Below are 22,519 nucleotides of genomic sequence, written 5' to 3'. Positions count from 1 at the left end.
TTCATGAATCTCCGACATCTTCTTGCCACGACCACCGCCACCGCGTTCCTGTCGCCGCTCGCGCACGCCGCCGGCGACGGCGCGGCGCAGCAGCCGGCGCAGCCGTCGAACGACGGCGCGCTGCCGGCCATCACCGTTACCGACACGCGCCATCTGCCCGAATCGTTCGATCGCCGCTATGCGAGCACGCAGGTGCTCACGCGCGACGATCTCGACCGCCTGTCGCCGAGCGATCCGAGCATCACGCAGGCGCTCGCGACGCTGCCGGGCATCACGGTCTCGCACAACGGCGGGCCGGGCTCCACCGCGTCGGTCAGCATCCGCGGCTCGTCGGCGAACCAGGTCGCGGTGTTCGTCGACGGCATCCGGATCGGCTCGCCGACCACCGGCATCGCGCCGTGGTCCGACCTGCCGACCGAGGCATTCGAACGCGTCGAGGTGATTTCCGGGCCGGCCGCCGCATCGTTCGGCGCGAACGCGATGGGCGGCGTCGTGCAGTTGTTCACGCGCCGAGCGTCGAACCAGCCGAACCGCACGACGGTGTCGTTCGGCGGCGGCTCGAACAAGACGTTCGACACGCAGCTGCGTACGTCGGGCACGGTGCCGTCGACCGGACCGCTGGCCGCGCTCGGCGGCCTCACCTACTCGCTCGGCCTGCACGATTACGCGACGGCCGGCATCGACGCGACGCGGCCGTTCGCATACGGTCACGAGGACGGCCGCAATCCGTACCATGCGCAGGACGTCGACGCGCGGCTCGGCTACGCGCGCGACAACTGGTCGGTCTCGACGTTCGCGCTCTATCACCGCTCCGATCTGTCGTACGACAATGCCGGCGGTGCGAACCGCGAGCTCGATCATCAGCTGACGACCGGCGTATCGCTCCACGTCGACATCACACCCGACACGCAGTTCGATCAGTCCTTCGGTTATGCGAACGATCGGCAGTTCTTCTATTCGGGCGATCGGACCATCGCGACCGACCGGATCGATTCGCAGCGAATCAGCACGTCGACGTCGCTGACGCATCAGACGCGCGGGCTCACGCTGCTCGGGCAGCCGCTGTCCGGCGAGACGAAGCTCGCGTACGACTTCACGCGCGAGCAGGCGTTCCTGCCGAATGACGTGGCGGGCGGCGTGCCGACGCGCAACGACTCCGCGTTCTCGCTGCATCAGTCGATCACGCTCGGCAAGGTCACGATGTTCATGGCGGGCCGTCACGAGATCATCGCCGGCCGCGCGGTCAACACCGGCAACGCGGCGCTCGCATGGGCGATCACGCCCGTCTACACCGCGCGCGTGTCGTACGGCAACGCGTTCCGGCTGCCGACCTTCAACGATCTATACTACCCCGGCTACGGCAATCCGCGGCTCAGTCCGGAACGCAGCAATTCGGTCGAGGCGGCAGTCGACGCAAGCACGGCAATCGGTACGTTCACGGCCGCGCTCTACGACACGCGCGTTCACAACCTGATCGCATACGATCCCGTCACGTTCGGGCCGATCAATATCGGCCGCGCGCATATTCGCGGCATCGATCTGTCGTACAAGGGCACGCTCGGCCGCTCGACGCCCGTCAGCGTCGCGGTCGGCTTCCTGAATCCGCAGGACGTGACGAATCGGACATGGCTGAACCGCCGGCCGCGTCAGACTGTGAGCGTCAGCATCGATCACTCGTGGGACGAACTGCATCTGCATGCGCTGAGCACCGGCGCATCGCTGCTGTACGGCGGCACGACGTTCGACGATCCGGCCAACGCGACGTATCTGCCGTCGTATCTGAGCGTAAGCCTGCGTGCGTCGTACCGGATCAATTCGCATCTGACGGTGTCGGCGCTGCTGTCGAACCTGTTCGACCGGCAGTACATGACGGCCTACGGTTACAACACGGTCGGCCGCACCGCGTTCGGCAAGATTGCCTATACGTTCTGATCGGACCGGGCGCGCTTAGGGACGCTTCGCTGCGCGGCGTGGCTCGAGTCGGTCATCTCGTCGATTTTGATTTGCTGCATGCATCGATGTGCGGCTCGCAGGCGATCGCCGCGACCTCGGTCACGTATGCGAATGCGTCTACGCGCTCGCGCGTGACCGACAGTCTCTGCAATTTCAGTTTCACGACTACACGCTGACGGTGTTACGTAGCGTCGTGGCGCGCGCGCGGCCCCGCATCGCGCCGACGGCGATCAGGCCATCGCCTCAACGCACATTCACGAGCTTCACGAGCGTCAGCGTGCCGTTCACGCGTTCCACGCGCACCTTCACATGGTCGCCGACATGAACGCCGCCGAGCATCGCGGGATCGGCGGCCTTGAACGCCATCGTCATCGGCGGCATTCCGACGTTGCGCAACGCGTCGTGCTTCAACGTGACCATCCCGCTGCCGGCATCGATCCGCGTGACTTCGGCATCCGTCAGCGCGGCGTCCTGCGCCGACATCGTCGGCTGGCCGCCCTTCATATCGGCCATGTCGTCGGCCGCGGCCGGCACCGGCACCGCGGCGCTGATCGCGATCGAGACCGCCGCAACGCATCCGCTCTTCATCGACTGTCTCCCCGCGCATCCGCACGATGCGCTCAAACCAGCAACGTCGCGATCGCCCATCCGATCAGCACGATCCCGAGCGCACGACCGAACCGTTCGCCGCGCGGCGCGACCTTCTCGACGACGACGATCAGCGACAGCGCGGCAATCCAGACGACGTTCATCACGCCGCCGACGAAGAGCAGCGCCATCAGCAGCCAGCAGCAGCCGACGCAATAGAGCCCGTGCCGCACGCCGAGCACGAAGCTGCCGGCGAGCCCCGGCCGCCAGTGCGCGGTCAGAAAGCCGACCGGGGAGCGGCACTGGCGCAGACACGCGCGCTTGAGCGGCGAGAACTGATAGAGGCCGGCGAGTGCGAGCACGAGCGCCGAGAGCACGGCGCTTTTCGACCACAGCATCATGCCGGAGATGAGGCCGGCCGGCTGCAGTCCCTGCTGAAGCCATGCGGCCAATACGGAGAACGCGAGCCACGCAACCAGATAGCCGGCCAGCAGACACGCGGACAAGCGCGCCGATGTCCGCGCATCCGCGCCGCGATGCCGCAGCACGCGCCGGTACAGCAGCACGAGCGGCGCCGCACCGGGCGTCATCATCGCGATCATCATCGTCCACCACATCAGGATCACGGTCGGCAGCGACGGCGCCATGCTGCCCGGATCGTCCGGCAGCCGATGCGGAAAGAGCGCGACCGTCGTCATTTCGAGCGCGGACATGCCGGTGCCCGCGCCCGTCCACACGTAAAACCAGCACAGCGCGGCCACCGCCGCCATCGCAAGCAGCGTGACGGCGCGCTCGCGTCCGAGCAGCGGGTCTGCCGGGATCATGCCGCGACGCGATGCCGGATCAATCCGTGGTTGTTCAGGTGCAGTCGCGCGAACTGCGCATAGGTTCCGTCGAGGGTCAGCGCGATGTTGCCTTGCGAGCGACCGGTGCCCGAGCCGACTTCCGCCAGCTCGTATTCGAAGCCGTGCGGCAGATCGATCCGCACGCGGTGCGCGGCGCCGGTGACCGGGTTGCGGATCGGTTCGCCCGTCAGGTCGAACACGCCCTCGACATGAACGCGGCCGCGCCGTTCGTCGACGTCCACGTCGAAGTCGATCGTCGTGAAGATCGGATCGTACGCATGCTCGAGCGTCGAGGCGAACACCGCGAACATCGTCGCAAAGGGATCGGTGTCCTGACCGGTCATGATTTTCAGCACCGCGTCGCGCTGCGCGGGATCGGCGCGCGCATCGACGATCGGCTGGCAGCGCCCGTGGCCTTCGTGAATCGGCCCCGGCCACTGAAACACGACCGCGATCTTCACGCCGTCGAGCACCACGTCGCCGTAGTGGCCGCTGTCGATCGAAATCGCACCCATCGCTTCGCAGCCGCCGTGCGTCGGCGGTGCGTTGAACTGACAAGGGCAACCGTATGAGCAATTGCAGTTGATCAATTCGGTTCCCTGAATTTCCCAAGGCGTCATGGCTCCACCTCGCGCGCGCGGTGACACGTGTCACGCTTCGAAATCTAGTGCACGGCACCGGGAAAGCAAGGGCGCATCGGCCGCGCTCGCATGCCGCGTCTGTCCGACGAAATCCTGTTGCCGGTACGCGAGCGCGACACGCGTCGCGTGCGACCTTGCGCAGCGCGCGCGATGCGCCGCGTCCGTGCCCTGCTCCTGACACGACGGTGTCAGGAGCACCGCGCTATGCTGAATCCATTCCAGTTCGCGGAGCGCTTCATCGTGCCGAACGACGGACATCCTTCTTCGCCCGCGCCGACGCGCGCCACGCATCCCGGCTTCACGCTACTGACCCTCTGTATCGCGGTGCTCGTCGCACAGATCGACACCGCCGTCGTGAATCTCGCGACGCGCGCGATCGCCGACTATTTCCACGCAGGTGTCGGCGCGCTGCAATGGGTCGTCGACAGCTACAACCTCACGTACGCGGTGCTGCTGCTGACCGGCGGATTGCTCGCCGATCTCTACGGGCGCCGCCGGATCTTCATCGCGGGCACCGCGCTGTTCACGGTCGCGTCGCTGCTCTGCGCATTCGCGCCGACGGTCGGCGTGCTGATCGGCGCGCGGGCGCTCGCCGGCGTCGGCGCGGCGCTGCTGCTGCCGGCCTCGCTCGCGATCGTACGCGTGGTATGGCGCGATCCGGTCGAACGCGGCCGCGCGCTTGGCATATGGGCCGCGTGCAACGGCATCGCGATGGCGATCGGTCCGACCGTCGGCGGCGTCCTGATCCGGCACTTCGGCTGGCGCAGCATCTTCTTCGTCGTCGTGCCGCTCAGTGTCGCCGCGATGCTGTTCGCGATACCTGCCGTGCCCGAATCGTCGGACCGGCGCGGCCGGCACGTCGACGCAGGCGCGCAGGCCGCCGGTGCGCTCGCGCTCGGCGGGCTCGCCTATGCGGCCATCGTGCTTCGCGATACGCCGGCCATCGCCGCGATCGGCTTCGCCGTCGCGCTCGTCGCGTTTCGCGTCTTCGTCGCGATCGAGCGCCGGCACGGCGCGGCCGCGCTCGTGCCGCTCGATCTGTTCCGGCTGCGCGCGTTTCGCGGCGCAATCGCGGCGACGACCGGCATGACGTTCGGCATGTACGGCGTGCTGTTTCTGCTGCCGCTCACCTGGCAGAGCGTCGGGCGACTCGACGCGACGGGCGCGGGCCTCGCGCTGCTGCCGATGGCGCTCGTGTTCGTCGCGGTATCGCCGTGCTCGGGCCGGCTGTCCGAGCAGCTCGGACAGCGCGCGACGACGGCCGGCGGCGTAGCGGTGATTGCAGCGGGGCTCGGCGTGATCGGCGCATCGGCGGCGTCGCCGGCATTGATCGGCACCGAGATCGGCCTGGGCCTGACAGGACTCGGGATGGGGATTGCGACCGGGCCGTTGATGACGGTCGCGGTCGGCGCGGTCGATGCCGCGCGCTCGGGCACGGCCAGCGCGCTCGTCAATGTCGCGCGTATGGCGGGCGCAACGCTCGGCATCGCGGTGCTCGGCACGCTGTTCGCGGTGCTGCACGGCGGTCCGGCCGGGTTGCGCATCGCGATGTTCGCGGGCGCGGCGATTCAGCTCGCCGGCGCAGCGGCAGCGGCCGTCGGCGTGCGGCGCGAGCGCAAGCTCGCGTGATGCGGGTCGCGCGGAATCGCGATCGAAACGGGGAAAAAACGGCGCGCTCCCGTCCCTTTGCGGTCACGGTGCGCGCAGACCGACGCGGCCGACCGAAGGTCGGGGACGACGGTCGAGCGACAGGACGCTCAGCGGCGCGGCTGCCCGCTGCGCGGCGGGCGCGCAGGCGCGCGATCGTCCTTGTGGCGGAAGTTGATGCGGCCCTTCGTCAGGTCGTACACCGACAGTTCCAGCGTCACGCGGTCGCCCGCGAGAATGCGAATATGGTTCTTGCGCATGCGGCCCGATGCGTATGCGCCGACCACAGCGCCGTTTTCCAGCGTCACGCGGTATTTGCTGTCGGGCAGCACTTCGTCGACGATTCCGTCCAGTTCCAGCAGTTCTTCTTTGGCCAAGCCGATTCCTCCAGACAACGTGAATGATCGCAAGCTGCAACGCGGCCTGCGCGACGCCGGCATGCAATGCGGGCGGGCCGCATGGCCACACCCGCGCGCGGTCTTACAGCGGCGTGATGTTCGACGCCTGCAGACCTTTCGGGCCGCGCTTCACTTCGTAGCTGACCTTCTGGTTGTCGGTGAGCGTCTTGAAGCCCGTACCGCGAATTTCCGAAAAGTGCGCGAACAGATCGTCGCCGCCGTTATCGGGACTGATGAAACCGAAACCCTTCGTTTCGTTGAACCACTTGACCGTACCGGTATCCATGCATGCTTCCTTGATGCGAATGAGTGAACGCACGCCCGCGACGGGCGCGAAAGAGAATCAAAGAGGGAGAGACCAACGACTGCCGCGTGCGACGCGGAGAAAGATGAGCAATCGAGCTTCTTGACGACTTCGATGTCGGACACTACCCGGTATTGCGTGCCGCGTCAAGGATTGCGGGTGCGGCGTTGGCGCGCAGCCGGTTCTCGCGCGCGGTGCGGTCCTCGCCCTGCCGCACGGAAACGCGGCGGCGGAACCGACGATGCCCGCCCGCATCGCTTCGCTTCGATCGCCGCCGCCGCCGCCAGCATGTTACGCAGGCGCGAACCGCACGCGCCGCCACGCATCGGGATCGCGGCAGACGCCTTCGCTGTCGCGCGTCACCTCGACGAGCCCGTGCATCTCGCCGCGTTCGCGCGGAATGCAGACGAGATCGAACGACCATACGCCGTCGAACACGTTCTCCGGATTGCCGGCGAAATTCAGCCGGTTGAACAGCGGCGTGATGAAGTACCACACGCGATAATCGAGCGCGGCGAACACGTCGAGCATCGCCTTCGACATGTCGCCGGCGTAATGGCTCAGATACTCGACGTAGACGATCGGACGCAATGCGCGCAGCGTCTCGCGCGCACCGCGGATGACGTTCATCTCGAAGCCCTCGACGTCGGCCTTCAGGAAATCGAGCCGCGTCAATCGCAGCGAATCGATCGTGCGCAGCGGCACGGATTCGGCGCGCGGCGCCGGATGAAGCAGCGACGACGCACCGAAGTTGTTCGGCGCACGCGGATCGACGAGCGGAAATTCGACGACGCCGTCCGCATCGCCGATCGCGTACTGATACGCCTGCACGTTGAGGCGCTCGTTCAGCGCGAGGTTCGCGCACAGCAACTGGAACGTGTGGCGTTGCGGTTCGAACGCGAACACCGTGCCGCTATCGCCCACCGCACGCGACAACATCACCGTATGCGAGCCGAGGTTCGCGCCGGCTTCGACGACCGTATCGCCTTCGCCGATCATCTGTGCGAACAGAAACGGCTCGGGCTCCGACCATTCGCCGTACAACGCGAGACTTCGGCCGACGAATTCGTCGTTGGTGTTGAACAGCATCGTGCCGTAGCGGCATCGTTGTTGCGCGTACAGTGGCATCGCATCCCCCGATGATTGTCATTGTCCGCGCGATTATAGGCGGCGCGGTTGCCCGATGAACAGCGCGCGGCGTGGCGGGCGGCGCGATGCCGCACGCCGACGCATGACGGCCGCGCCGGCTCGAGCGTATTGCGCTCGGCACCTTCCCGAGCGCCACCGGAATCGGTACCATCGACTGCTTGAAAAACCGGTCGCACGCCGCACTGGCGTTGCGCCGAACGCCGCACGCCGAATTTCGCCATGTCCCGGGACGCTTCTCACACCGCGCTGCTCTGGATCGTCGCTGCTGCCTTCTTCATGCAGTCGCTGGATACGACGATCGTCAATACCGCCTTGCCCTCGATTGCACAGGGCCTGCATGCCTCGCCGCTCGCGATGCAGCCGGTCGTGGTCGTCTATACGCTGACGATGGCGATGCTGACGCCGGCGTCCGGCTGGCTCGCGGACCGCTTCGGCACGCGCCGCGTGTTTTCGCTCGCGATCTTCGTGTTCGTGCTTGCGTCGATCGGATGCGCGGCATCGCATACGCTCGGTCAGCTCGTCGCGGCGCGCGCGTTGCAGGGGGTCGGCGGCTCGATGCTGCTGCCGATCGGCCGGCTCGCGGTGCTGCGCCGCGTGCCGGGCGAACAATACGTATCGGCGCTCGCGTTCGTCTCGATCGCGGCGCAGCTCGGGCCGATCGTCGGACCGACGCTCGGCGGCTGGCTCACGCAGGCGATCTCGTGGCACTGGGTATTCATCGTCAACGTGCCGGTCGGCGCGATCGGCCTCGTCGCCGTGCAGCGCTTTCTGCCGCACGACCAGGCGACGCAGCCGCCGCCGTTCGACTTCATCGGCTGTGCGCTGCTGTCCGTCGCGATGGTAGCGCTGTCGCTCGCGATCGACCCGCCGATGGCCTCGCAGCGCGGTGCGTGGGCGGCTGCGCTCGCCGTAGTCGGGCTTGCCAGCGCGCTCGCCTATCTGCCGCATGCGCGCCGGCGCGCGCAGCCGCTGTTCCGCCTCGGGCTGTTTCGCGAGCCCAATTTCGGTGCGGGGCTGCTCGGCAATCTGCTGTGCCGGATCGGCACGAGCGCGCTGCCGTTCATGCTGCCGCTGCTGATGCAGGTGCAGCTCGGCTACACGCCGTTGCAATCGGGGATGATGATGCTGCCTGCCGCGATCGCGGGCGTCGTCGCGAAGCGCTGGATCGCACCGCTCGTCCGGCGTTTCGGCTACGCGGCGTTTCTCGTCGTGAATACGGGCATCGTCGGCAGCGCGATCGCCGGCTTTGCGCTGGTGTCCGCGCGGCCGGCGCCCGTGCTCGAGATCGCGCTGCTCGTCGTGTTCGGCGCGGCGAACTCGATGCAGTTCGCGGCGATGAACAGCGTGACGCTCAAGGGGCTGTCGCACGCCGATGCGGCGAGCGGCAACAGCCTCTTCACGATGATGCAGATGCTCGCGATGGGTCTCGGCGTATCGATCGGCGGCGGACTGATCAACCTGTTCGCCGCGCGCCTCGGCTCGACCGCGAGCGGCTTCATGCTCGCGTTCGTCTGCATGGGCGCGGTCACGCTGCTGTCGTCGCTCGTGTTTCGGCGCATCGATACGCCGGCCGTGCCGCGTCCCGCGACGTCGCGGCCCGCCGCGTGACGCGCGCGGCACGCCCCGGCCGCGTTCAGTTCGCGGGCCGTCGCTCGATGACGCGCTTGAGCACCCAGCGGATCGACGAGCGGTCCGCCGGCGGCTGCGCGACGCGATATTCGTCGATCTGCAGCGTGTACGTGTATCCGGGCTGATACGCGAAGCCTTCGATACCGGCATACCACAACGTCCACGGCGCGTTCGGGTCGCTGCGCACCTGCAGGCAGTCCATCGGCGCGACGCCGGTGCAGCGCACGGTCTGCGGCGCGACGTAGACGGTTTTCGTGACGGGTCGGTCCTCATCGGCACGCGCGGCCGCGGCAGTCGTCGCCGCGCCGGTCTGGCAGCCGGTCAGCAGCGCGCCGGCGGCAAGCGCGAGCGCGCCGAACAGCAGGCGGGAGTGTCGAATCATCGGGTGTTCCTCCAAAAGCAAAAGGCGCAGTTAGACGAGTGCCGCGCCCGATCGTTCATCGATCGACGTCGAACGTGCCGCATCGCGGTCCTTCGCGCAACGTCGACACGCGATGCGCATGCGTCGGTCCGCTCGCTGCGCCATCGATGCCATACGACGCGCCGCAGCCGTCATCGCGGATCGCCGGCCGCGCATGCATCGTGTACCATCGGCGCTTTCCGATCGACGCGGCCGCGCGTGCATCCGACGACGATGGCGATCGCGATCGCGACGTTCGCCGGTTCATCCGCCGCGCCCTCATCGCTTCATATGACTTCACCCGTCCCGCCCGACCGTGCGCTGCGCCCGCTGCCGATCGACACGCTGACCGTGCCGGCCGCGCTCGACGGGCGCACGGGCGCGAACCGCGCGACCGGCGCGCGTGCGCAGATCGCGGCGACGAACGATCTCGACGCGGTGCGCGCGTGGCTCGCGCGTTTCGTCGATACGCCGACGACCTTCCAGAACTATCGCAAGGAAGCCGAACGCCTGCTGCTGTGGGCCGTGATCGCATGCGGCAAGCCGCTGTCGTCGCTGACGCACGAGGATCTCGTCGCGTATCGGCAGTTTCTGCTCGCGCCCGCGCCCGCCGACGTCTGGTGCGCGAACGGCGGCCGCAAGCATCCGCGCGGCGACCCGCGCTGGCGCCCGTTCTATGGACCGCTGTCGCCGGCGAGCCAGCGTCAGGCGATGGTGATCCTGAACGCGATGTTCTCGTGGCTCGTGCAGGCCGGCTATTTGGCCGGCAATCCGCTCGCGCTGTCGCGACAACGACAGCGGCGCCCCGCGCCTCGCATCACACGCCATCTCGGGCCGCCGCTCTGGCAGGCGGTGAAGGACGCGATCGCCGCGCTGCCGCGCGACGATGCGCGCGCGTCGTTCCATGCGGATCGCGCGCGCTGGGTCTTCACGCTGCTGTATCTCGGCGGGCTGCGCATCACCGAAGCCGCCGAGACGACGATGGGCCGGTTCTTCTGCCGGCGCGATGCGAGCGGACGCGATCGCTGGTGGCTCGACGTGACGGGCAAAGGCGGCCGCCGCCGGCTCGTGCCGGCGACCGACGAACTGATGACGGAGCTCGCGCGCTACCGGCGCGCGCACGGTCTCGCACCGCTGCCCGTCGCCGACGAAGACACGCCGCTCGTACTGCCGTTCGGCCAGGCGCGCCGGCCGCTCACGCGCGCGGCGCTGCACCGGATCGTCAAGCAGGGGTTCCGCCACGCGGCCGACCGCCTGCGCACGCAAGGCGACGCCGGCGCCGAACAAGCGCGCGTGCTCGAACAGGCGTCGGCTCACTGGCTGCGTCACAGCGCCGGCTCGCACATGGCGGACGGACGCGTCGACCTGCGGCTCGTGCGCGACAACCTCGGCCACGTGTCGCTGACGACGACGAGCCAATACCTGCACGCGGACGACGACTGGCGACATCGCGAAACCGAGGAAAAGCACCGCATCGACTGGTAGACGGCGCGTGCCGCGAGGCTGTCACATCGCGGCAAAACTGTGCGCCGACAATGCGCGTCACCGGGATCCCGCTCGTTTCCGGCTCGTGCTCCGGCCGCGCGCACGCTTGCGCGGCCGCGTGCTTGCGCATCCTCGTGCCCAACCCAGAACGATCATGTCGAACCACGACCCTTCCTCGCTTCCGCCGAACGAGCCGGCCGCCTCCGTGTCGCGCCGCGGCTTTCTGAAACTCGCCGGCGTGTCCGGCTTCGCGACCGCCGCAGGCGGACTCGCGGCCGCCGGCAAGGCCGCCGCCGCGAATCCGGACGGCACGCCCGAACAGATCCACCTGACGTGGGGCAGCGACCCGACGTCGGAAGTCGTGATCTCGTGGGCATCGCTCGCACCGGCGGTCAATCCGCGCGCACGCATCGTCGCCGACGGCGAGCCGCCGCGCACCGTGCACGGCGTGCAGCGCCTGTATACGGACGGGCTGAACGGCGACACCGTATTCACGTACCACGCACGCGTGCACGGGCTGAAGCCGAACACGCGCTATCGCTACGAAGTCACGGCCGACAACGACAGCAACGCCGCGCAGCCGTTCGCCGCGGCGTTTACGACCGCGCCGCGCGGACGCGCGCCGTTCCGCTTCACGAGCTACGGCGATCTCGCGACGCCGAACGGCGCCTGGGTGCTGTCGTCGCCGCAGAGCCGCTTCGCGGTGCAGGCGGTCGAGCAGTTCCAGCCGCTGTTCCATCTGCTGAACGGCGATCTTTGCTATGCGAACCTGAACCCGGCCCATCAGCCCGACGTAGGGCGCGACTTCGGCAACAACAACCAGACGTCGGCCGCGAATCGTCCGTGGATGCCCTGCCCCGGCAATCACGAGATCGAGTTCAACAACGGCCCGCAGGGGCTCGACTCGTATCTCGCGCGCTATACGCTGCCCGACAACGGCACGCGCTTTCCGGGGCGCTGGTACAGCTTCCGCGTGAGCTCGGTGCTGTTCATCTCGCTCGACGCGGACGACGTCGTCTATCAGGACGCGGCCGCGTTCGTCGCCGGGCCGGATCCGCTCGTGCCGGCCGCGAGCACCGGCCGCCCGCCGATCGCGCCCGGCACGTCGTTCTACGTGCGCGGCTACAGCCAGGGCGAGCAGACGCGCTGGCTCGAGCGCACGCTGCGTCACGCGTCGCACGACGACGGGATCGACTGGATCGTCGTGCAGATGCACCAGGACGCGCTGAGTTCGTCGAAGACGGGCAACGGGTCGGACAAGGGCATCCGCGAAGCCTGGCTGCCGCTGTTCGACCGCTACGGCGTCGATCTCGTGCTGTGCGGTCACGATCACGACTACGAGCGCAGCTTCCCGGTACGCGGCTGCAATCACCGCGCGGGCGTCGATGCGAAGACGGGCGAAGTGGTCGACACGCTGCAGCCGCGGCCGGTCGGGCCGACCGATCCGGATCGCAGCCAGTTCGACACGAGCCACGGGACGATTCACCTGATTCTCGGCGGCGGCGGCACGAGCGCGCCGCTCGACGTGTACGGCGAAAACCCGGCGACCGGCTATGCGCAGGCGAAGGTCTTCACGAAGCCGAATCGACCGGTGCCGGGCACGGCGCCGAACACGTTCGTGCGCGCGGCGGCCGATGCGCTCGAGGACGCGATCTGGTCCGCGCGGCGCGACACGGGCACAGGCTACGGCATCGCGGTGTTCGATCACGATCCCGGCGAGCCGGGCGGACACACGACGATCACGATGCGCTACTACCACGCGCCCGGCGCCGATCAGCACCCGACCGCGCAATACGAACTGTTCGAGACGATCCAGCTGACGAAGAAGCGGCGCGATCGCTGACGCGCGCCCGCTCGCCGCGCCGCCTGCCGCGCCTCGCGCGCGGCCGGCGGCCGGCCAGTCGGCGCGGCACGCGGCGGTGTCGGCAGCGTTGCGCCGACACGCGTTAGACTGTCTCGATGGAACAATGCCGCTACTGCCACCGAATCCGCGATGAATGGGATTGCCACGGCGACGAATGCCGGCGTGCAATCGCGAAGGCGCTGCGCCGGCAGCGCGCAGGGCTGCCGATGGTGCCCGATCGCATCCGCAACGAAATTCCGTCCGGCGCGCCGACCCAGCAGGTGATCGCCGTGCTGTCGCGCCAGCGCCTGCGCGCACGGCGCGGCAACGAAGAACGCCGCGAGCGCAAGGAAATCGACGACGCGGACAGCGTCTGACCCGTTGCGGCCGGCTGGCCCTCATCCGGGCTGCGGCCCAACCCGTTCATCGACCTCACGCGAGGTCTCACCCGCGGGCCCGCCCGCGCGCCACGCCCTTGCACACTCTGCAATACGTCATGGGGACGGATCCCATTTATCCCGAAATTGTTGCGTTGCAGACAAGGATCTTTCGTCCAAATCCACGTTTACCCTAAGTCACCCGACGCCTACGATGTAATCAACCGCTGACGACATGGTGTCGAACGCGGAAAGCCAATACAACATCGGAGGTCATCATGAAATCGCTCGTTTATGCAGTCGCTGCCGCCACCGCCCTGTCCGCTTCGTTCGGCGCTTTCGCGCAAAGCACCGTGACGCGTGCGCAGGTCCGCAACGAACTCGTGCAGCTCGAACAAGCCGGCTACAAGCCGAGCCAGGCCAGCCCGCACTACCCGGCCGACATCCTCGCCGCGCAAGCGCGCGTGAACGCCCAGGCCGACAACAGCGGCTACGGCGTCCAGCCGGCGCCGGTCGTCCAGGGCGGCGCGCCGGCCGCGAAGGTGCAGAACCCGCGCGACTCGGTCTACTTCGGCCACTAAGCCGCGCCTCGCGCGCCGCGCACGCGGCGCCGCAGATGCAACGAGCCCGTCCCTGCGACGGGCTCGTCGTTTGTCCGGCGCACGGTCGCGCAGCACCGGCGCGGAGCGAGCGCCGTCAGCGTAGCGCTCGCCGGCCAGCGTCGCATCGTCCGTTGCCGTTACGGCGCCATCCCGTCAGTTTCCGTCGCGCCGCGCACTGCGCACGTCGTCGAGGCGCGTGAGCGTCGCGCCGATCCGCGCGACGCTCGCACCGCCTCGCGTCGTCGGCACGTCCGGTGCGCCGGCGGCCGCACCGTCGTCCTGTGCAATCGCGTCGTCTGCCGCACTCGCATCGTGTGCTGCGCTCGCGTCGGCCGGAGCGCTCGCGCCGGCCGTTGCACTCGCCTCGGCCGGCTGAATCGCACCGAGCAGTTCGCGATAGCGCACGCATGCGCTCTGCCCGCTCGCCTTCGCCGCATACATCGCCGCATCGGCCTTCATCAGCAGTTCCTCGGCCGAGGCGCCGTCCGCCGGGTATTCGCTGACGCCGATGCTCGCGCCCACCGCCATGCGGCGCTCGCCGAGCTCGAGCTCGGCGGCCATCACGCGCTGGATGCGCGACGCGACGTCGGCGATCACGGCGGGCGAGCGCAGGTCCGAAATCAGCACGACGAATTCGTCGCCGCCGAGCCGCGCGACCATGTCGCCGCTGCGCAGCACCTGGCTCAAGCGCTTCGCGACCAGCGCGAGCATCCGGTCGCCGACCGAGTGCCCGTGCTGATCGTTGATCTGCTTGAAGCGGTTCAGATCGACGAACATCACCGCGAACGCCGCATCGACCGCGGCCGCATGGCGGATCGCCGCATCGAGGCGCTCCATGAACAGCATGCGGTTCGGCAGCCCGGTCAGCGGATCGTGACCGGCCAGATGCGCGAGCTCCCGCTGCTTCGCGCGCAGCATCGCGACCTGCGTGCGGATCTCGTCGCGCATCGCATCGAAGCAGCGCGCGAGCACGCCGATTTCGTCCGTGCGCGCGACCGGCAACCGCTCGGCAGCCGGCTCGTCGAATACATGCGTCGCCGCGCGCGCCAGCGCCTGCAGCGGCCGCGTGATCGCGCGCGCGAACAGGATCGCGAGGATGCCGGCGAACACGCTCGAGACGAGCACCATCCGCACGATGCGATCGCCGAGCCGGTTGGCCGGCGTCAGTACGTCGGTCAGCGGCCGCGCGAGGCCGAGCACCACGAAGCGATTGCCTTCGTCGCTGCCGAACGGCGTGCGCACGAACGCGTGCATACGGCCCGCCGACGCGTCGCGCTGCGCGAGATCGCTGAGCGACACGTTGGTGCGCGCACCGTCGAACAGCGCGCGCGTCGCCGGGAAGCTGTCCTGCATCAGCACGCGCCGGCCGCGGTCGAAGCCGAAGGTCTGCGACGGGTCGGGATGGACGAGGAAGTCGCCCCACTCGTTCGCGAGATAGACCGCATAGTCTTCGGGCAGATCGCGTTCGAGACGCTCGAACACGCGCGACAGTTCGATATCGACGACGAGCGCGCCGACCGTCTGCCCGCGCGCATCGACGACCGGCGTGCCGACGCGCAGGATCGGCATTCCTTCGGCCGCATGCGAGCCGGTTTCGTGATTGATCGCGATCGGCGACACGTAAATATGCCCGGGCGCCGTCGCGAGCGTATCGAACACGTAGGAAAACTGCCCCTTCTCCTGAAACGCGCTTTCCGGCAGCACGACGATGCCGTTCGCATCGCGATCGACGCGGATCCGCTCGAGCCCGAAATGCCCGCGTTCGATCAGACGAATCTGCAGATACTCGGGATGATTCGCCATGAAGCTGCGGTACACCTGCTCGAGCCGAGCGCGCGGCGCCGCGACGCGCCCCTCGCCGCGCGCGATGCCGACCGACGACGGCAACTGCGCGAGCACGAGCGCATCGGCGGCCACGTCCGCGAGCGCGCTCGTGAAGCGCTGCGCGAGCAGGTGCGTCGACATCAGCAGGCTGTGCTGCGCTTCCTGCGCCAGCATCGTGCGGTTCGCGCGATACGTGTAGTAGCCGGTCGAGCCGGATGCGATCACGCCGATGCACGCGAACAGGATCGACAGCTTCGAGGTGAGCCCGAGTCGGATCATGTGCGGAAGCGTTCCGGTCGGTCGCCCGATACGATGCGGCTCCACAGCGCCTCGCGTCGGGCGATGTTCTCGACGGGCTGTATCCATACCAGATGCTGTCCGGCGACGTCCGCGCCGAGCGGCGGGGCCAGCGTGTTCGCGAGTCCCTGGCGTTCGGTGAGCAGCGCGCCGATCGCGGGTTCGAGCATGTAGTTGATCCACGCGAACGCGAGGTCCGGCCGGTCGGCACCGCGCGTGACGGCCCAGCAGTCGAGCCACGCGAGCGCGCCTTCGTCCGGAATCGCATAGCCGACGTCCGCGCCGGCGCGGCGCAGCAGCTGCACCTGCTGCGTGCCGTAGTTGCCGAACATCAGCGCCGCGCGATGTTCGACGAACAGCGCGGTCGCTTCTTCAGGAAGCGTGTAGTACGTGAGCAGATTGCGGCGCAGGTCGACCAGCTTGCGCGCGACGACGAGCGTCTGCGCAGGCGTCAGCCGAAACGGATCGCGATAGCCGAGCGCGAGCGCGGTGAACGAGAAATTGTGCTGCGCGCTGTTGAAGTCGAGCACCTTGCCGCGATAGCGGCGATCCCACAATGCGAGCATCGAACGCGGCGCGGCAGGCACCTGCCGGCGATCGTAGATCACGCCCATCGACGAATACGTGAACGGAATCCCGTAGACCGCATCGCCCTGCGCCAGCCCGCCGATCGCGGCGAGTTGCTGAAACGCCGGCAGTTGCCGCCGGCGGTTCGGAATGCGCGACAGGTCGATCGGCGCGAGCAGCTTGCCGCGCGCATAACGCTGGATCTCGGCCGTGTTCGCCGCGAGCACGTCGTACGGCGGCGGCGACGCGCTATGCATGCGCGCCCACAACGCTTCGTCGGAATCGACGAACGTCACTTCGACGCGCGCCCCGAACTGCGCTTCGAATGCGGCGACCGCGTCGCGATCGGCGTAGCCCGGCCACGCGAGCACGCGCAGCACGTTGCGGTTCGCAGCTTCGGCGGAGAACGCGACGATCGGCGGGCACAGCAAGCCGAGCGCCAGCTTGACGAACACGCGACGCGCCGCGCCGCGTTCAGGCGAACGCACGCCGATTCTGCTGATCAATGGATCCCCGCTTGAATCGCTCGGCTGCATTCGACTGTCCTTTTTTCGAGTCGATGCGATATGCGCAAACGACACCATAAAAAGCACGGCCGCGCAATCGGAACAAGCCGCACGACACGGCGCCCGATACGGTCGGGATCGGACACCGCACCGGACACCGCCACGGACCCACGCGCGAGCGAGCGCCTCCGAACGTTGCGCACGCATCGAGCGCTAACGCATCGCGCGGTGCATGGCGACGGCCGCACGCATTCCTCTGATCGTTCAATCGTACGGGCGGAGCGGGCGCATGACCGGCCGCCGGTCGAGGGCGGCGAGGTCCGACAGCGGCACAGCGTCCCGCGCCCAAGCGACGTCGACGCCGCGCTAACGCCACGCCTGCGTAAATTCCGCGATCACGCGCGACAGATGTGCACGCATCGCGTCGCGCGCGCCGTCCGCATCGCGCGCCATGATCGCCGAGAAGATTCGCTGGTGATCTTCCTGCGACGCCTCGCGCAATGCGGGCGAATGAAAGTGCTGCTCGATCTTGTCCCACAGAGGATCGCTGCGCGCACAGTCCCACATGGCCGTGACCATATGCAGCAGCACCGTATTGCCCGTGGATTCGGCAATGCGCAGATGAAACTGGCGGTCGGCCGCGTGGTAGGCGGCCTTGTCGCCCATCTGCTCGCGCATCGTCGTCAACGAGAAAAACAGCCGGTCGAGATCCGCGTCCTTGCGCTCGGTCGCCGCGAGCGCCGCGACCTCCGCCTCGATCAGCCCGCGCGCGCGCAGCGTCTCGATCGGCCCCGGTCCGCGCGGCAGCTCGAACGAGACGGGCCGCGCGGCATCCGCAGCCGACACGTAGATCCCCGAGCCGACGCGCACCTCGACGATGCCCTGCACCTCGAGCGCAATGATCGCCTCGCGCACCTGCGTGCGGCTCACGCCGAACTGGTCGGCCAGGCTGCGCTCGGACGGCAGCCGCGCGCCCGCTTCGAGCGCGCCGGACGCGATCATCGCGTGAATCTGCCGTGCGAGACCGATATAGGAACGATCGGCGGCATCGGTATCGCGGGAAGTGGGCAGGCTGGAAAGATCGGTCATCGAAGGCTCGTCACGGGCGGGCCGGCATCGTCGCGGCGCCGGGTCGCGAAAATGGTACACCAATTTTCGCTGCCACCCTACTCGCGTCGGTTCTCATCATGTGGGAATCCACGGCGTCGGCGCCCTATGCGATCGCGGATTTGGCCGGACAACTGGTAAACCACTATCCCGCCAGATTGGCATACCAATCATAATGCGCTCACCGACGACGGAGGTCGCGCCGGTCGCGGCCGCCCGTCGCTCATCCCTCACCGCCCATCAGGAGCCGCTCCCGTGAAGATGTCTTTCCGCTGGTACGGCGAGTCCGATCCGGTCTCGCTGCAGTACATCCGTCAGATTCCCGGCGTCACGCATATCGTGTCCGCGATCTACGACGAACCGGTCGGCGAAGTGTGGCCCGCGCAGAAGATCGACGCGCTGAAGGCGACGATCGAGCGTGCCGGGCTGCGCTTCGAGGTCGTCGAGTCGGTGCCCGTCCACGAGGACATCAAGCTCGGCAAGCCGAGCCGCGACCGGCTGATCGACAACTACCGTCAGACGATCCGCCATCTCGGCGCGGCCGGCGTGCGCGTCGTCTGCTACAACTTCATGCCGGTGTTCGACTGGACGCGCACCGAGCTGTCGAAGACGCTCGACGACGGCTCGACGTGTCTCGCATTCAGCACCGAGGCGGTCGAGCGGATCGACCCGAGCGCCGGCATCGCGCTGCCGGGCTGGGACACGAGCTACGGGCCCGATGCGCTGCAGGCGCTGCTCGCCGAGTATCGCGACGTCGACGAAGCCGCGCTGTGGGCGAATCTCGAATACTTCCTGAAGGCCTTGATCCCGGTCGCCGAAGAAGCAGGCGTCAAGATGGCGATCCACCCCGACGATCCGCCACGTCCGATCTTCGGGCTGCCGCGCATCGTGAAGGACCGCGACGATCTCGCGCGGATCCTGCGCATCGTCGACACGCCCGCGAACGGCCTCACGCTCTGCTCGGGCTCGCTCGGCGCGGGCCCGCAGAACGACGTCGAGGCGCTGGTGCGCGAGTTCGGCGCGATGGGTCGCATCCACTTCGCGCACATCCGTAACGTGAAGGTCGACGCGGCCGGCAATTTCGAGGAGACGGCGCACCTGTCGAGCTGCGGATCGCTCGACATCGCCGCGATCGTGAAGGCGTATCACGACACGGGCTTCACCGGCTACGTGCGGCCCGATCACGGCCGGATGATCTGGGGCGAGACCGGCAAGCCCGGCTACGGCCTCTACGATCGCGCGCTCGGCGCGGTCTATCTGAACGGACTGTGGGAAGCGCTCGCGAAATTCGACCGCGCGCCGCAGCCGGCGTAACCGTCATCGCCTTCGAGGCGGCCGGCGCCGCGGATCGCCGGTCGCCCGCCACGACATTCCGCGCGGAGACACCTCATGCCACGCATCCGATGGGCCATGATCCTGATGTGCTTTCTGGCCAACGTCATCAACTTCATCGATCGCGCGAACCTCGCGATCGCGGCGCCCAGCATACGCGCGGATCTCGGCCTCGACGCGGTCGGCATGGGTCTCGTGCTCAGCGCCTTCTTCTGGACTTACGCGTTTCTGCAGCTGCCGGCCGGCTGGTTCATCGACAAGGTCGGCGTACGCGTGAGCCTCGCGCTCGCGGTCGGCTGGTGGTCGCTGTTTACGGTCGCGACCGGCGCGGCGCGCGGGCTTGCTCAGCTCGTCGGCGTGCGGCTGATGCTCGGCGTCGGCGAAGCGGCCGCGATCCCGTCGTTCGCGAAGGTCGCGTTCAACTGGTTCCCGCGCAGCGAACGCGGCCTCGCGAGCAGCATCTTCGACAGCGGCTCGCGCGTCGGCTCCGCGCTGTCGCTGCCGCTCGTCGCATGGCTGATCTCGATCGTCGGCTGGCGCGGCTCGTTCGCGGTTACCGGCGCGATCGGCATCGTGTGGGCCGCTGCATGGTGGTTCGTCTATCGCGACCCGGAACGCTACCGCCACATCGCACCCGATGCGGTCGACGCGCTGCTTGCGCAGCGCGGCGCACCGGCCGTCGCCGACACGGCCGACCTGCCGACCGTGTCGTGGCTCGACCTGTTCCGCTACCGCACCGTGTGGGGCATGATGATCGGCCTGTTCTGCCTGAACTTCGCGATCTACTTCTTCATCACGTGGTTCCCGAGCTATCTGCTGCAGTCGCGCGGCTTCTCGCTCGCGTCGCTCGGCACCTGGGGCATGCTGCCCGCGCTGCTCGCGATTCCGGGCGGCTGGCTCGGCGGCTACGTGTCGGACAGCCTGTTCCGTCGCGGCTGGAGCGCGACCGCCGCGCGCAAGACCTGTCTCGTGCTCGGGATGCTGCTGTCGTCGTCGATCGCGCTGTCCGCGTTCGTCGACAACGTGTGGGTATGCCTCGCGCTATTCGCGCTTGCCTATGCGAGCCTGTCGTTCGCGGGTGCGAACGTGTGGACGCTCGTCGGCGAAGTCGCGCCGACGCCCGCGCACGTCGCGTCGCTCGGCGGCATCCAGAACTTCGCGGGCAATCTCGCGGGAATCTTCATCACGACGTTCACCGGCGTGATGCTGTCGCTGACCAAGGGCTCGTTCGTCGTGCCGCTCGCGGTGGCCGGCGCGCTCTGCGTGGTCGGTGCGCTGTCCTACCTGTTCATCGTCGGCAAGGTCGAGCCGCTGCCGGTCCCGCGCGATCGCGCAGCCGCGCGCAACGCGGAGCCGAACGCGGCGTAATGCGTGAGGCCGGCGGCGCGCGGCGGGGATGGGCCGGCCGCGCGTCGCCGCGTCGCTTTCCTTTTCCGCGCACGCATCGGACAATGGCTCGCGCTCGCCGGCGCGGCCTTTCCCTGGGCCCGCTCGGCGGCACCGCCGCCTGCCCAGCCCGATGAAACGCTACGAAACCCTCGCGCATACGATCGCCGACGAAATCCGCCACGGCAACCTCGCCGCCGGCACGCGGCTGCCCTCGCTGCGGCAGATCATCGCGCAGCACGGCGTCAGCCAGTCCACCGTGTTTCGCGCGTACTACCTGCTCGAACAGTGGGGCCTGATTCGCGCGCGCGAACGTTCGGGGTACTACGTCGCGCCGGGCGCCGTTGCGCCGGGCGCCGTCGCGCCGGGCGCCGCCGCGCCCGGGCCTGCCTCGTCGGAATCGCGCGCGTCGGGCGGCGCCGCATCCACGCGCAAGGTCGACATCAGCGATCTCGTGTTCTCGGTGCTCGACGCCGCGACGCAGCCCGGCATCGTGCCGCTCGGCTCCGCGTTTCCGTCGCCGCAGCTGTTTCCGCTGCCGCGCGTCGCGAAGTCGCTCGCGCAGGCCGCGCGGCGCATCAGCCCGTGGAGCACCGTCGTCGATCTGCCGCCCGGCAACGAAGCGCTGCGCCGGCAGATCGCGCTGCGCTATCTCGCGACCGGCATCGCACAACCGATCGACGAGCTGGTCGTCACGAACGGCGCGCTCGAAGCGCTGAATCTGTGCCTGATGGCCGTCACGCGGCCGGGCGACGTGGTGGCCGTCGAATCGCCCGGCTTCTATGCGGCACTGCAGGCGATCGAGCGGCTCGACCTGCGCGCGGTCGAGATTCCGGTCGATCCGCGCACGGGCCTCGATCTCGATGCGCTCGCGAATGCGCTCGATCGCCACGACGTACGCGCATGCTGGTTCATGACAAATTTCCAGAATCCGACCGGCGTCACGTTGTCGATCGAGAAAAAGCGCGCGCTCGTCGAACTGCTCGCCGCGCGCGACGTGCCGCTCATCGAGGACGACGTCTACGGCGAGCTGCATTTCGGTCCCGACTATCCGCTGCCGGCCCGCGCGTTCGACCGCCACGGCCTCGTGATGCATTGCAGTTCGTTCTCGAAGACGCTGGCGCCCGGCTACCGGATCGGCTGGGCGGCGGCCGGCCGGTTCGCCGAGAAGGTACAGCGGCTGAAGCTGATGACGACGCTGTCCGCCAGCATTCCCGTGCAGGCCGGCATCGCGAACTACCTCGAATACGGCGGCTACGATCGCCATCTGCGCAAGCTGCGCGGCGCGTTGCAGGCGCAGCTCGACCGCATGGAAGACGCGCTGCGGCGCTGGCTGCCGCCCGGGGTCGACTGGGTGCGCCCGGAAGGCGGCTATTTCCTGTGGCTCGCGTTCCCCGATGCGATCGACGCGATGGAGCTGCATCGGCAGGCGATCGCGCGCGGCCTCAGCGTCGCGCCGGGGCCGCTGTTCTCCGCCGCGCGCGATTTCGCGCGCTGCGTGCGCGTGAACTTCGGCCATCCATGGAGCGGCGACATCGAACGCGCGATCCGCGTGCTCGGCGAACTCGCCGCCGGGGCGGCCGTGCGCCGCGAGGGCTGAGCGGCCGCGTGTCCGCCGATTCGTTCAGATGAAAAAAAA

The 22,519-nt window shown here is 68.4% G+C and carries 20 protein-coding genes and 1 pseudogene; 11 read left to right on the top strand and 10 right to left on the bottom strand.

Translation table 11 applies throughout. The annotated features are described in order from the left end of the window. Nucleotides 1-3 precede the first annotated feature (3 nt). Nucleotides 4-1,932 carry a TonB-dependent receptor domain-containing protein gene (locus BCR55_RS25850; protein WP_065496493.1) on the top strand — a complete coding sequence of 643 codons (1,929 nt, stop codon included), beginning with the start codon at nucleotides 4-6 and terminating at the stop codon, nucleotides 1,930-1,932. 38 nt (nucleotides 1,933-1,970) lie between these two features. Further along, nucleotides 1,971-2,123, top strand: a pseudogene (locus BCR55_RS32795) (3-hydroxybutyrate oligomer hydrolase family protein); the annotation flags it as partial. A gap of 73 nt (nucleotides 2,124-2,196) precedes the next feature. Here the strand turns inward: BCR55_RS32795 and BCR55_RS25845 are convergent. From BCR55_RS25845 to BCR55_RS25835, 3 genes are read right to left on the bottom strand one after another with little or no spacing between them, the layout of a single operon-like run. Then, nucleotides 2,197-2,541 carry a copper-binding protein gene (locus BCR55_RS25845; RefSeq protein WP_006403472.1) on the bottom strand — a complete coding sequence of 115 codons (345 nt, stop codon included), beginning with the start codon at nucleotides 2,539-2,541 and terminating at the stop codon, nucleotides 2,197-2,199. Between the two features lie 32 nt (nucleotides 2,542-2,573). Beyond that, nucleotides 2,574-3,365: a DUF2182 domain-containing protein gene (locus BCR55_RS25840; RefSeq protein ID WP_065496492.1), complete on the bottom strand. Its 792-nt coding sequence runs from the start codon at nucleotides 3,363-3,365 to the stop codon at nucleotides 2,574-2,576. Next, nucleotides 3,362-4,006: a DUF1326 domain-containing protein gene (locus tag BCR55_RS25835; RefSeq protein WP_006408462.1), complete on the bottom strand. Its 645-nt coding sequence runs from the start codon at nucleotides 4,004-4,006 to the stop codon at nucleotides 3,362-3,364. Before BCR55_RS25835 ends, BCR55_RS25840 begins: the two co-directional genes overlap by 4 nt. A 225-nt stretch (nucleotides 4,007-4,231) precedes the next feature. Between BCR55_RS25835 and BCR55_RS25830 the strand changes: the two genes are divergently transcribed. Next, nucleotides 4,232-5,656, top strand: a complete 1,425-nt coding sequence (locus tag BCR55_RS25830) for an MFS transporter (RefSeq protein ID WP_065496487.1) — start codon at nucleotides 4,232-4,234, stop codon at nucleotides 5,654-5,656. A gap of 128 nt (nucleotides 5,657-5,784) precedes the next feature. On the opposite strand, the gene infA is transcribed toward BCR55_RS25830, so the two are convergent. The 3 genes from infA to BCR55_RS25815 all read right to left on the bottom strand — a co-directional run bounded on the left by infA (nucleotide 5,785) and on the right by BCR55_RS25815 (nucleotide 7,504). Next, entirely contained in the window at nucleotides 5,785-6,051 is a 267-nt protein-coding gene (gene infA, locus BCR55_RS25825; RefSeq protein ID WP_006396979.1) for a translation initiation factor IF-1, read from the bottom strand. Nucleotides 6,052-6,154: 103 nt separating this feature from the next. After that, the gene (locus BCR55_RS25820; RefSeq protein ID WP_006396978.1) at nucleotides 6,155-6,358 is read right to left on the bottom strand and encodes a cold-shock protein; all 204 of its coding nucleotides are present in this window, start codon (nucleotides 6,356-6,358) and stop codon (nucleotides 6,155-6,157) included. A gap of 309 nt (nucleotides 6,359-6,667) precedes the next feature. Next, entirely contained in the window at nucleotides 6,668-7,504 is an 837-nt protein-coding gene (locus BCR55_RS25815) for an FkbM family methyltransferase (protein ID WP_053298510.1), read from the bottom strand. A 240-nt stretch (nucleotides 7,505-7,744) separates the two neighbouring features. Between BCR55_RS25815 and BCR55_RS25810 the strand changes: the two genes are divergently transcribed. Beyond that, entirely contained in the window at nucleotides 7,745-9,133 is a 1,389-nt protein-coding gene (locus BCR55_RS25810; protein ID WP_006403465.1) for a DHA2 family efflux MFS transporter permease subunit, read from the top strand. A gap of 25 nt (nucleotides 9,134-9,158) precedes the next feature. Here the strand turns inward: BCR55_RS25810 and BCR55_RS25805 are convergent, their stop codons facing one another. Beyond that, on the bottom strand, nucleotides 9,159-9,536 hold the full coding sequence (locus BCR55_RS25805) for a DUF4377 domain-containing protein (RefSeq protein WP_053298508.1): 378 nt from the start codon (nucleotides 9,534-9,536) through the stop codon (nucleotides 9,159-9,161). Between the two features lie 309 nt (nucleotides 9,537-9,845). Between BCR55_RS25805 and BCR55_RS25800 the strand changes: the two genes are divergently transcribed. The 4 genes from BCR55_RS25800 to BCR55_RS25785 all read left to right on the top strand — a co-directional run bounded on the left by BCR55_RS25800 (nucleotide 9,846) and on the right by BCR55_RS25785 (nucleotide 13,840). Next, a complete protein-coding gene (locus BCR55_RS25800) occupies nucleotides 9,846-11,039 on the top strand; it encodes a tyrosine-type recombinase/integrase (RefSeq protein ID WP_223855035.1) in 1,194 nt (397 codons plus the stop codon). A gap of 154 nt (nucleotides 11,040-11,193) precedes the next feature. Beyond that, the gene (locus BCR55_RS25795) at nucleotides 11,194-12,882 is read left to right on the top strand and encodes a metallophosphoesterase family protein (RefSeq protein ID WP_065496483.1); all 1,689 of its coding nucleotides are present in this window, start codon (nucleotides 11,194-11,196) and stop codon (nucleotides 12,880-12,882) included. Between the two features lie 116 nt (nucleotides 12,883-12,998). Continuing rightward, the gene (locus BCR55_RS25790; RefSeq protein ID WP_006396970.1) at nucleotides 12,999-13,259 is read left to right on the top strand and encodes a hypothetical protein; all 261 of its coding nucleotides are present in this window, start codon (nucleotides 12,999-13,001) and stop codon (nucleotides 13,257-13,259) included. Between the two features lie 278 nt (nucleotides 13,260-13,537). After that, a complete protein-coding gene (locus tag BCR55_RS25785; RefSeq protein WP_006412370.1) occupies nucleotides 13,538-13,840 on the top strand; it encodes a DUF4148 domain-containing protein in 303 nt (100 codons plus the stop codon). Between the two features lie 174 nt (nucleotides 13,841-14,014). On the opposite strand, the gene BCR55_RS25780 is transcribed toward BCR55_RS25785, so the two are convergent. From BCR55_RS25780 to BCR55_RS25770, 3 genes are all read right to left on the bottom strand, one after another. Further along, nucleotides 14,015-15,964: a diguanylate cyclase domain-containing protein gene (locus tag BCR55_RS25780; protein WP_065496482.1), complete on the bottom strand. Its 1,950-nt coding sequence runs from the start codon at nucleotides 15,962-15,964 to the stop codon at nucleotides 14,015-14,017. Then, on the bottom strand, nucleotides 15,961-17,085 hold the full coding sequence (locus tag BCR55_RS25775) for a PotD/PotF family extracellular solute-binding protein (RefSeq protein WP_065496480.1): 1,125 nt from the start codon (nucleotides 17,083-17,085) through the stop codon (nucleotides 15,961-15,963). Before BCR55_RS25775 ends, BCR55_RS25780 begins: the two co-directional genes overlap by 4 nt. 336 nt (nucleotides 17,086-17,421) lie before the next feature. Then, nucleotides 17,422-18,144: a FadR/GntR family transcriptional regulator gene (locus BCR55_RS25770; protein WP_065496479.1), complete on the bottom strand. Its 723-nt coding sequence runs from the start codon at nucleotides 18,142-18,144 to the stop codon at nucleotides 17,422-17,424. 273 nt (nucleotides 18,145-18,417) lie between these two features. Here BCR55_RS25770 and uxuA point away from each other — a divergent pair, with 273 nt between their 5' ends. The 3 genes from uxuA (at nucleotide 18,418) to BCR55_RS25755 (ending at nucleotide 22,480) form a co-directional block, all read left to right on the top strand. Further along, entirely contained in the window at nucleotides 18,418-19,476 is a 1,059-nt protein-coding gene (uxuA, locus tag BCR55_RS25765; protein ID WP_175403847.1) for a mannonate dehydratase, read from the top strand. Between the two features lie 75 nt (nucleotides 19,477-19,551). Then, the gene (locus BCR55_RS25760; protein WP_006403454.1) at nucleotides 19,552-20,862 is read left to right on the top strand and encodes an MFS transporter; all 1,311 of its coding nucleotides are present in this window, start codon (nucleotides 19,552-19,554) and stop codon (nucleotides 20,860-20,862) included. A gap of 151 nt (nucleotides 20,863-21,013) precedes the next feature. Further along, nucleotides 21,014-22,480 carry a PLP-dependent aminotransferase family protein gene (locus BCR55_RS25755; RefSeq protein ID WP_065496476.1) on the top strand — a complete coding sequence of 489 codons (1,467 nt, stop codon included), beginning with the start codon at nucleotides 21,014-21,016 and terminating at the stop codon, nucleotides 22,478-22,480. The last annotated feature ends 39 nt before the right edge of the window (nucleotides 22,481-22,519 follow it).

Origin of the sequence: Burkholderia sp. CCA53, from assembly GCF_001685525.1 — a bacterium.
Lineage (GTDB): Bacteria > Pseudomonadota > Gammaproteobacteria > Burkholderiales > Burkholderiaceae > Burkholderia > Burkholderia multivorans.
This window is presented reverse-complemented; position numbering and strand designations above follow the sequence as displayed.

Bases quoted from the DNA above. Each gene is read 5' to 3' on its own strand.
- BCR55_RS25850 (WP_065496493.1), top strand. From the start codon at position 4: ATGAATCTCCGACATCTTCTTGCCACGACCACCGCCACCGCGTTCCTG.
- BCR55_RS25845 (WP_006403472.1), bottom strand. From the start codon at position 2,541: ATGAAGAGCGGATGCGTTGCGGCGGTCTCGATCGCGATCAGCGCCGCG.
- BCR55_RS25840 (WP_065496492.1), bottom strand. From the start codon at position 3,365: ATGATCCCGGCAGACCCGCTGCTCGGACGCGAGCGCGCCGTCACGCTG.
- BCR55_RS25835 (WP_006408462.1), bottom strand. From the start codon at position 4,006: ATGACGCCTTGGGAAATTCAGGGAACCGAATTGATCAACTGCAATTGC.
- BCR55_RS25830 (WP_065496487.1), top strand. From the start codon at position 4,232: ATGCTGAATCCATTCCAGTTCGCGGAGCGCTTCATCGTGCCGAACGAC.
- BCR55_RS25820 (WP_006396978.1), bottom strand. From the start codon at position 6,358: ATGGATACCGGTACGGTCAAGTGGTTCAACGAAACGAAGGGTTTCGGT.
- BCR55_RS25815 (WP_053298510.1), bottom strand. From the start codon at position 7,504: ATGCCACTGTACGCGCAACAACGATGCCGCTACGGCACGATGCTGTTC.
- BCR55_RS25810 (WP_006403465.1), top strand. From the start codon at position 7,745: ATGTCCCGGGACGCTTCTCACACCGCGCTGCTCTGGATCGTCGCTGCT.
- BCR55_RS25805 (WP_053298508.1), bottom strand. From the start codon at position 9,536: ATGATTCGACACTCCCGCCTGCTGTTCGGCGCGCTCGCGCTTGCCGCC.
- BCR55_RS25800 (WP_223855035.1), top strand. From the start codon at position 9,846: ATGACTTCACCCGTCCCGCCCGACCGTGCGCTGCGCCCGCTGCCGATC.
- BCR55_RS25795 (WP_065496483.1), top strand. From the start codon at position 11,194: ATGTCGAACCACGACCCTTCCTCGCTTCCGCCGAACGAGCCGGCCGCC.
- BCR55_RS25790 (WP_006396970.1), top strand. From the start codon at position 12,999: ATGGAACAATGCCGCTACTGCCACCGAATCCGCGATGAATGGGATTGC.
- BCR55_RS25785 (WP_006412370.1), top strand. From the start codon at position 13,538: ATGAAATCGCTCGTTTATGCAGTCGCTGCCGCCACCGCCCTGTCCGCT.
- BCR55_RS25780 (WP_065496482.1), bottom strand. From the start codon at position 15,964: ATGATCCGACTCGGGCTCACCTCGAAGCTGTCGATCCTGTTCGCGTGC.
- BCR55_RS25775 (WP_065496480.1), bottom strand. From the start codon at position 17,085: ATGCAGCCGAGCGATTCAAGCGGGGATCCATTGATCAGCAGAATCGGC.
- BCR55_RS25770 (WP_065496479.1), bottom strand. From the start codon at position 18,144: ATGACCGATCTTTCCAGCCTGCCCACTTCCCGCGATACCGATGCCGCC.
- BCR55_RS25760 (WP_006403454.1), top strand. From the start codon at position 19,552: ATGCCACGCATCCGATGGGCCATGATCCTGATGTGCTTTCTGGCCAAC.
- BCR55_RS25755 (WP_065496476.1), top strand. From the start codon at position 21,014: ATGAAACGCTACGAAACCCTCGCGCATACGATCGCCGACGAAATCCGC.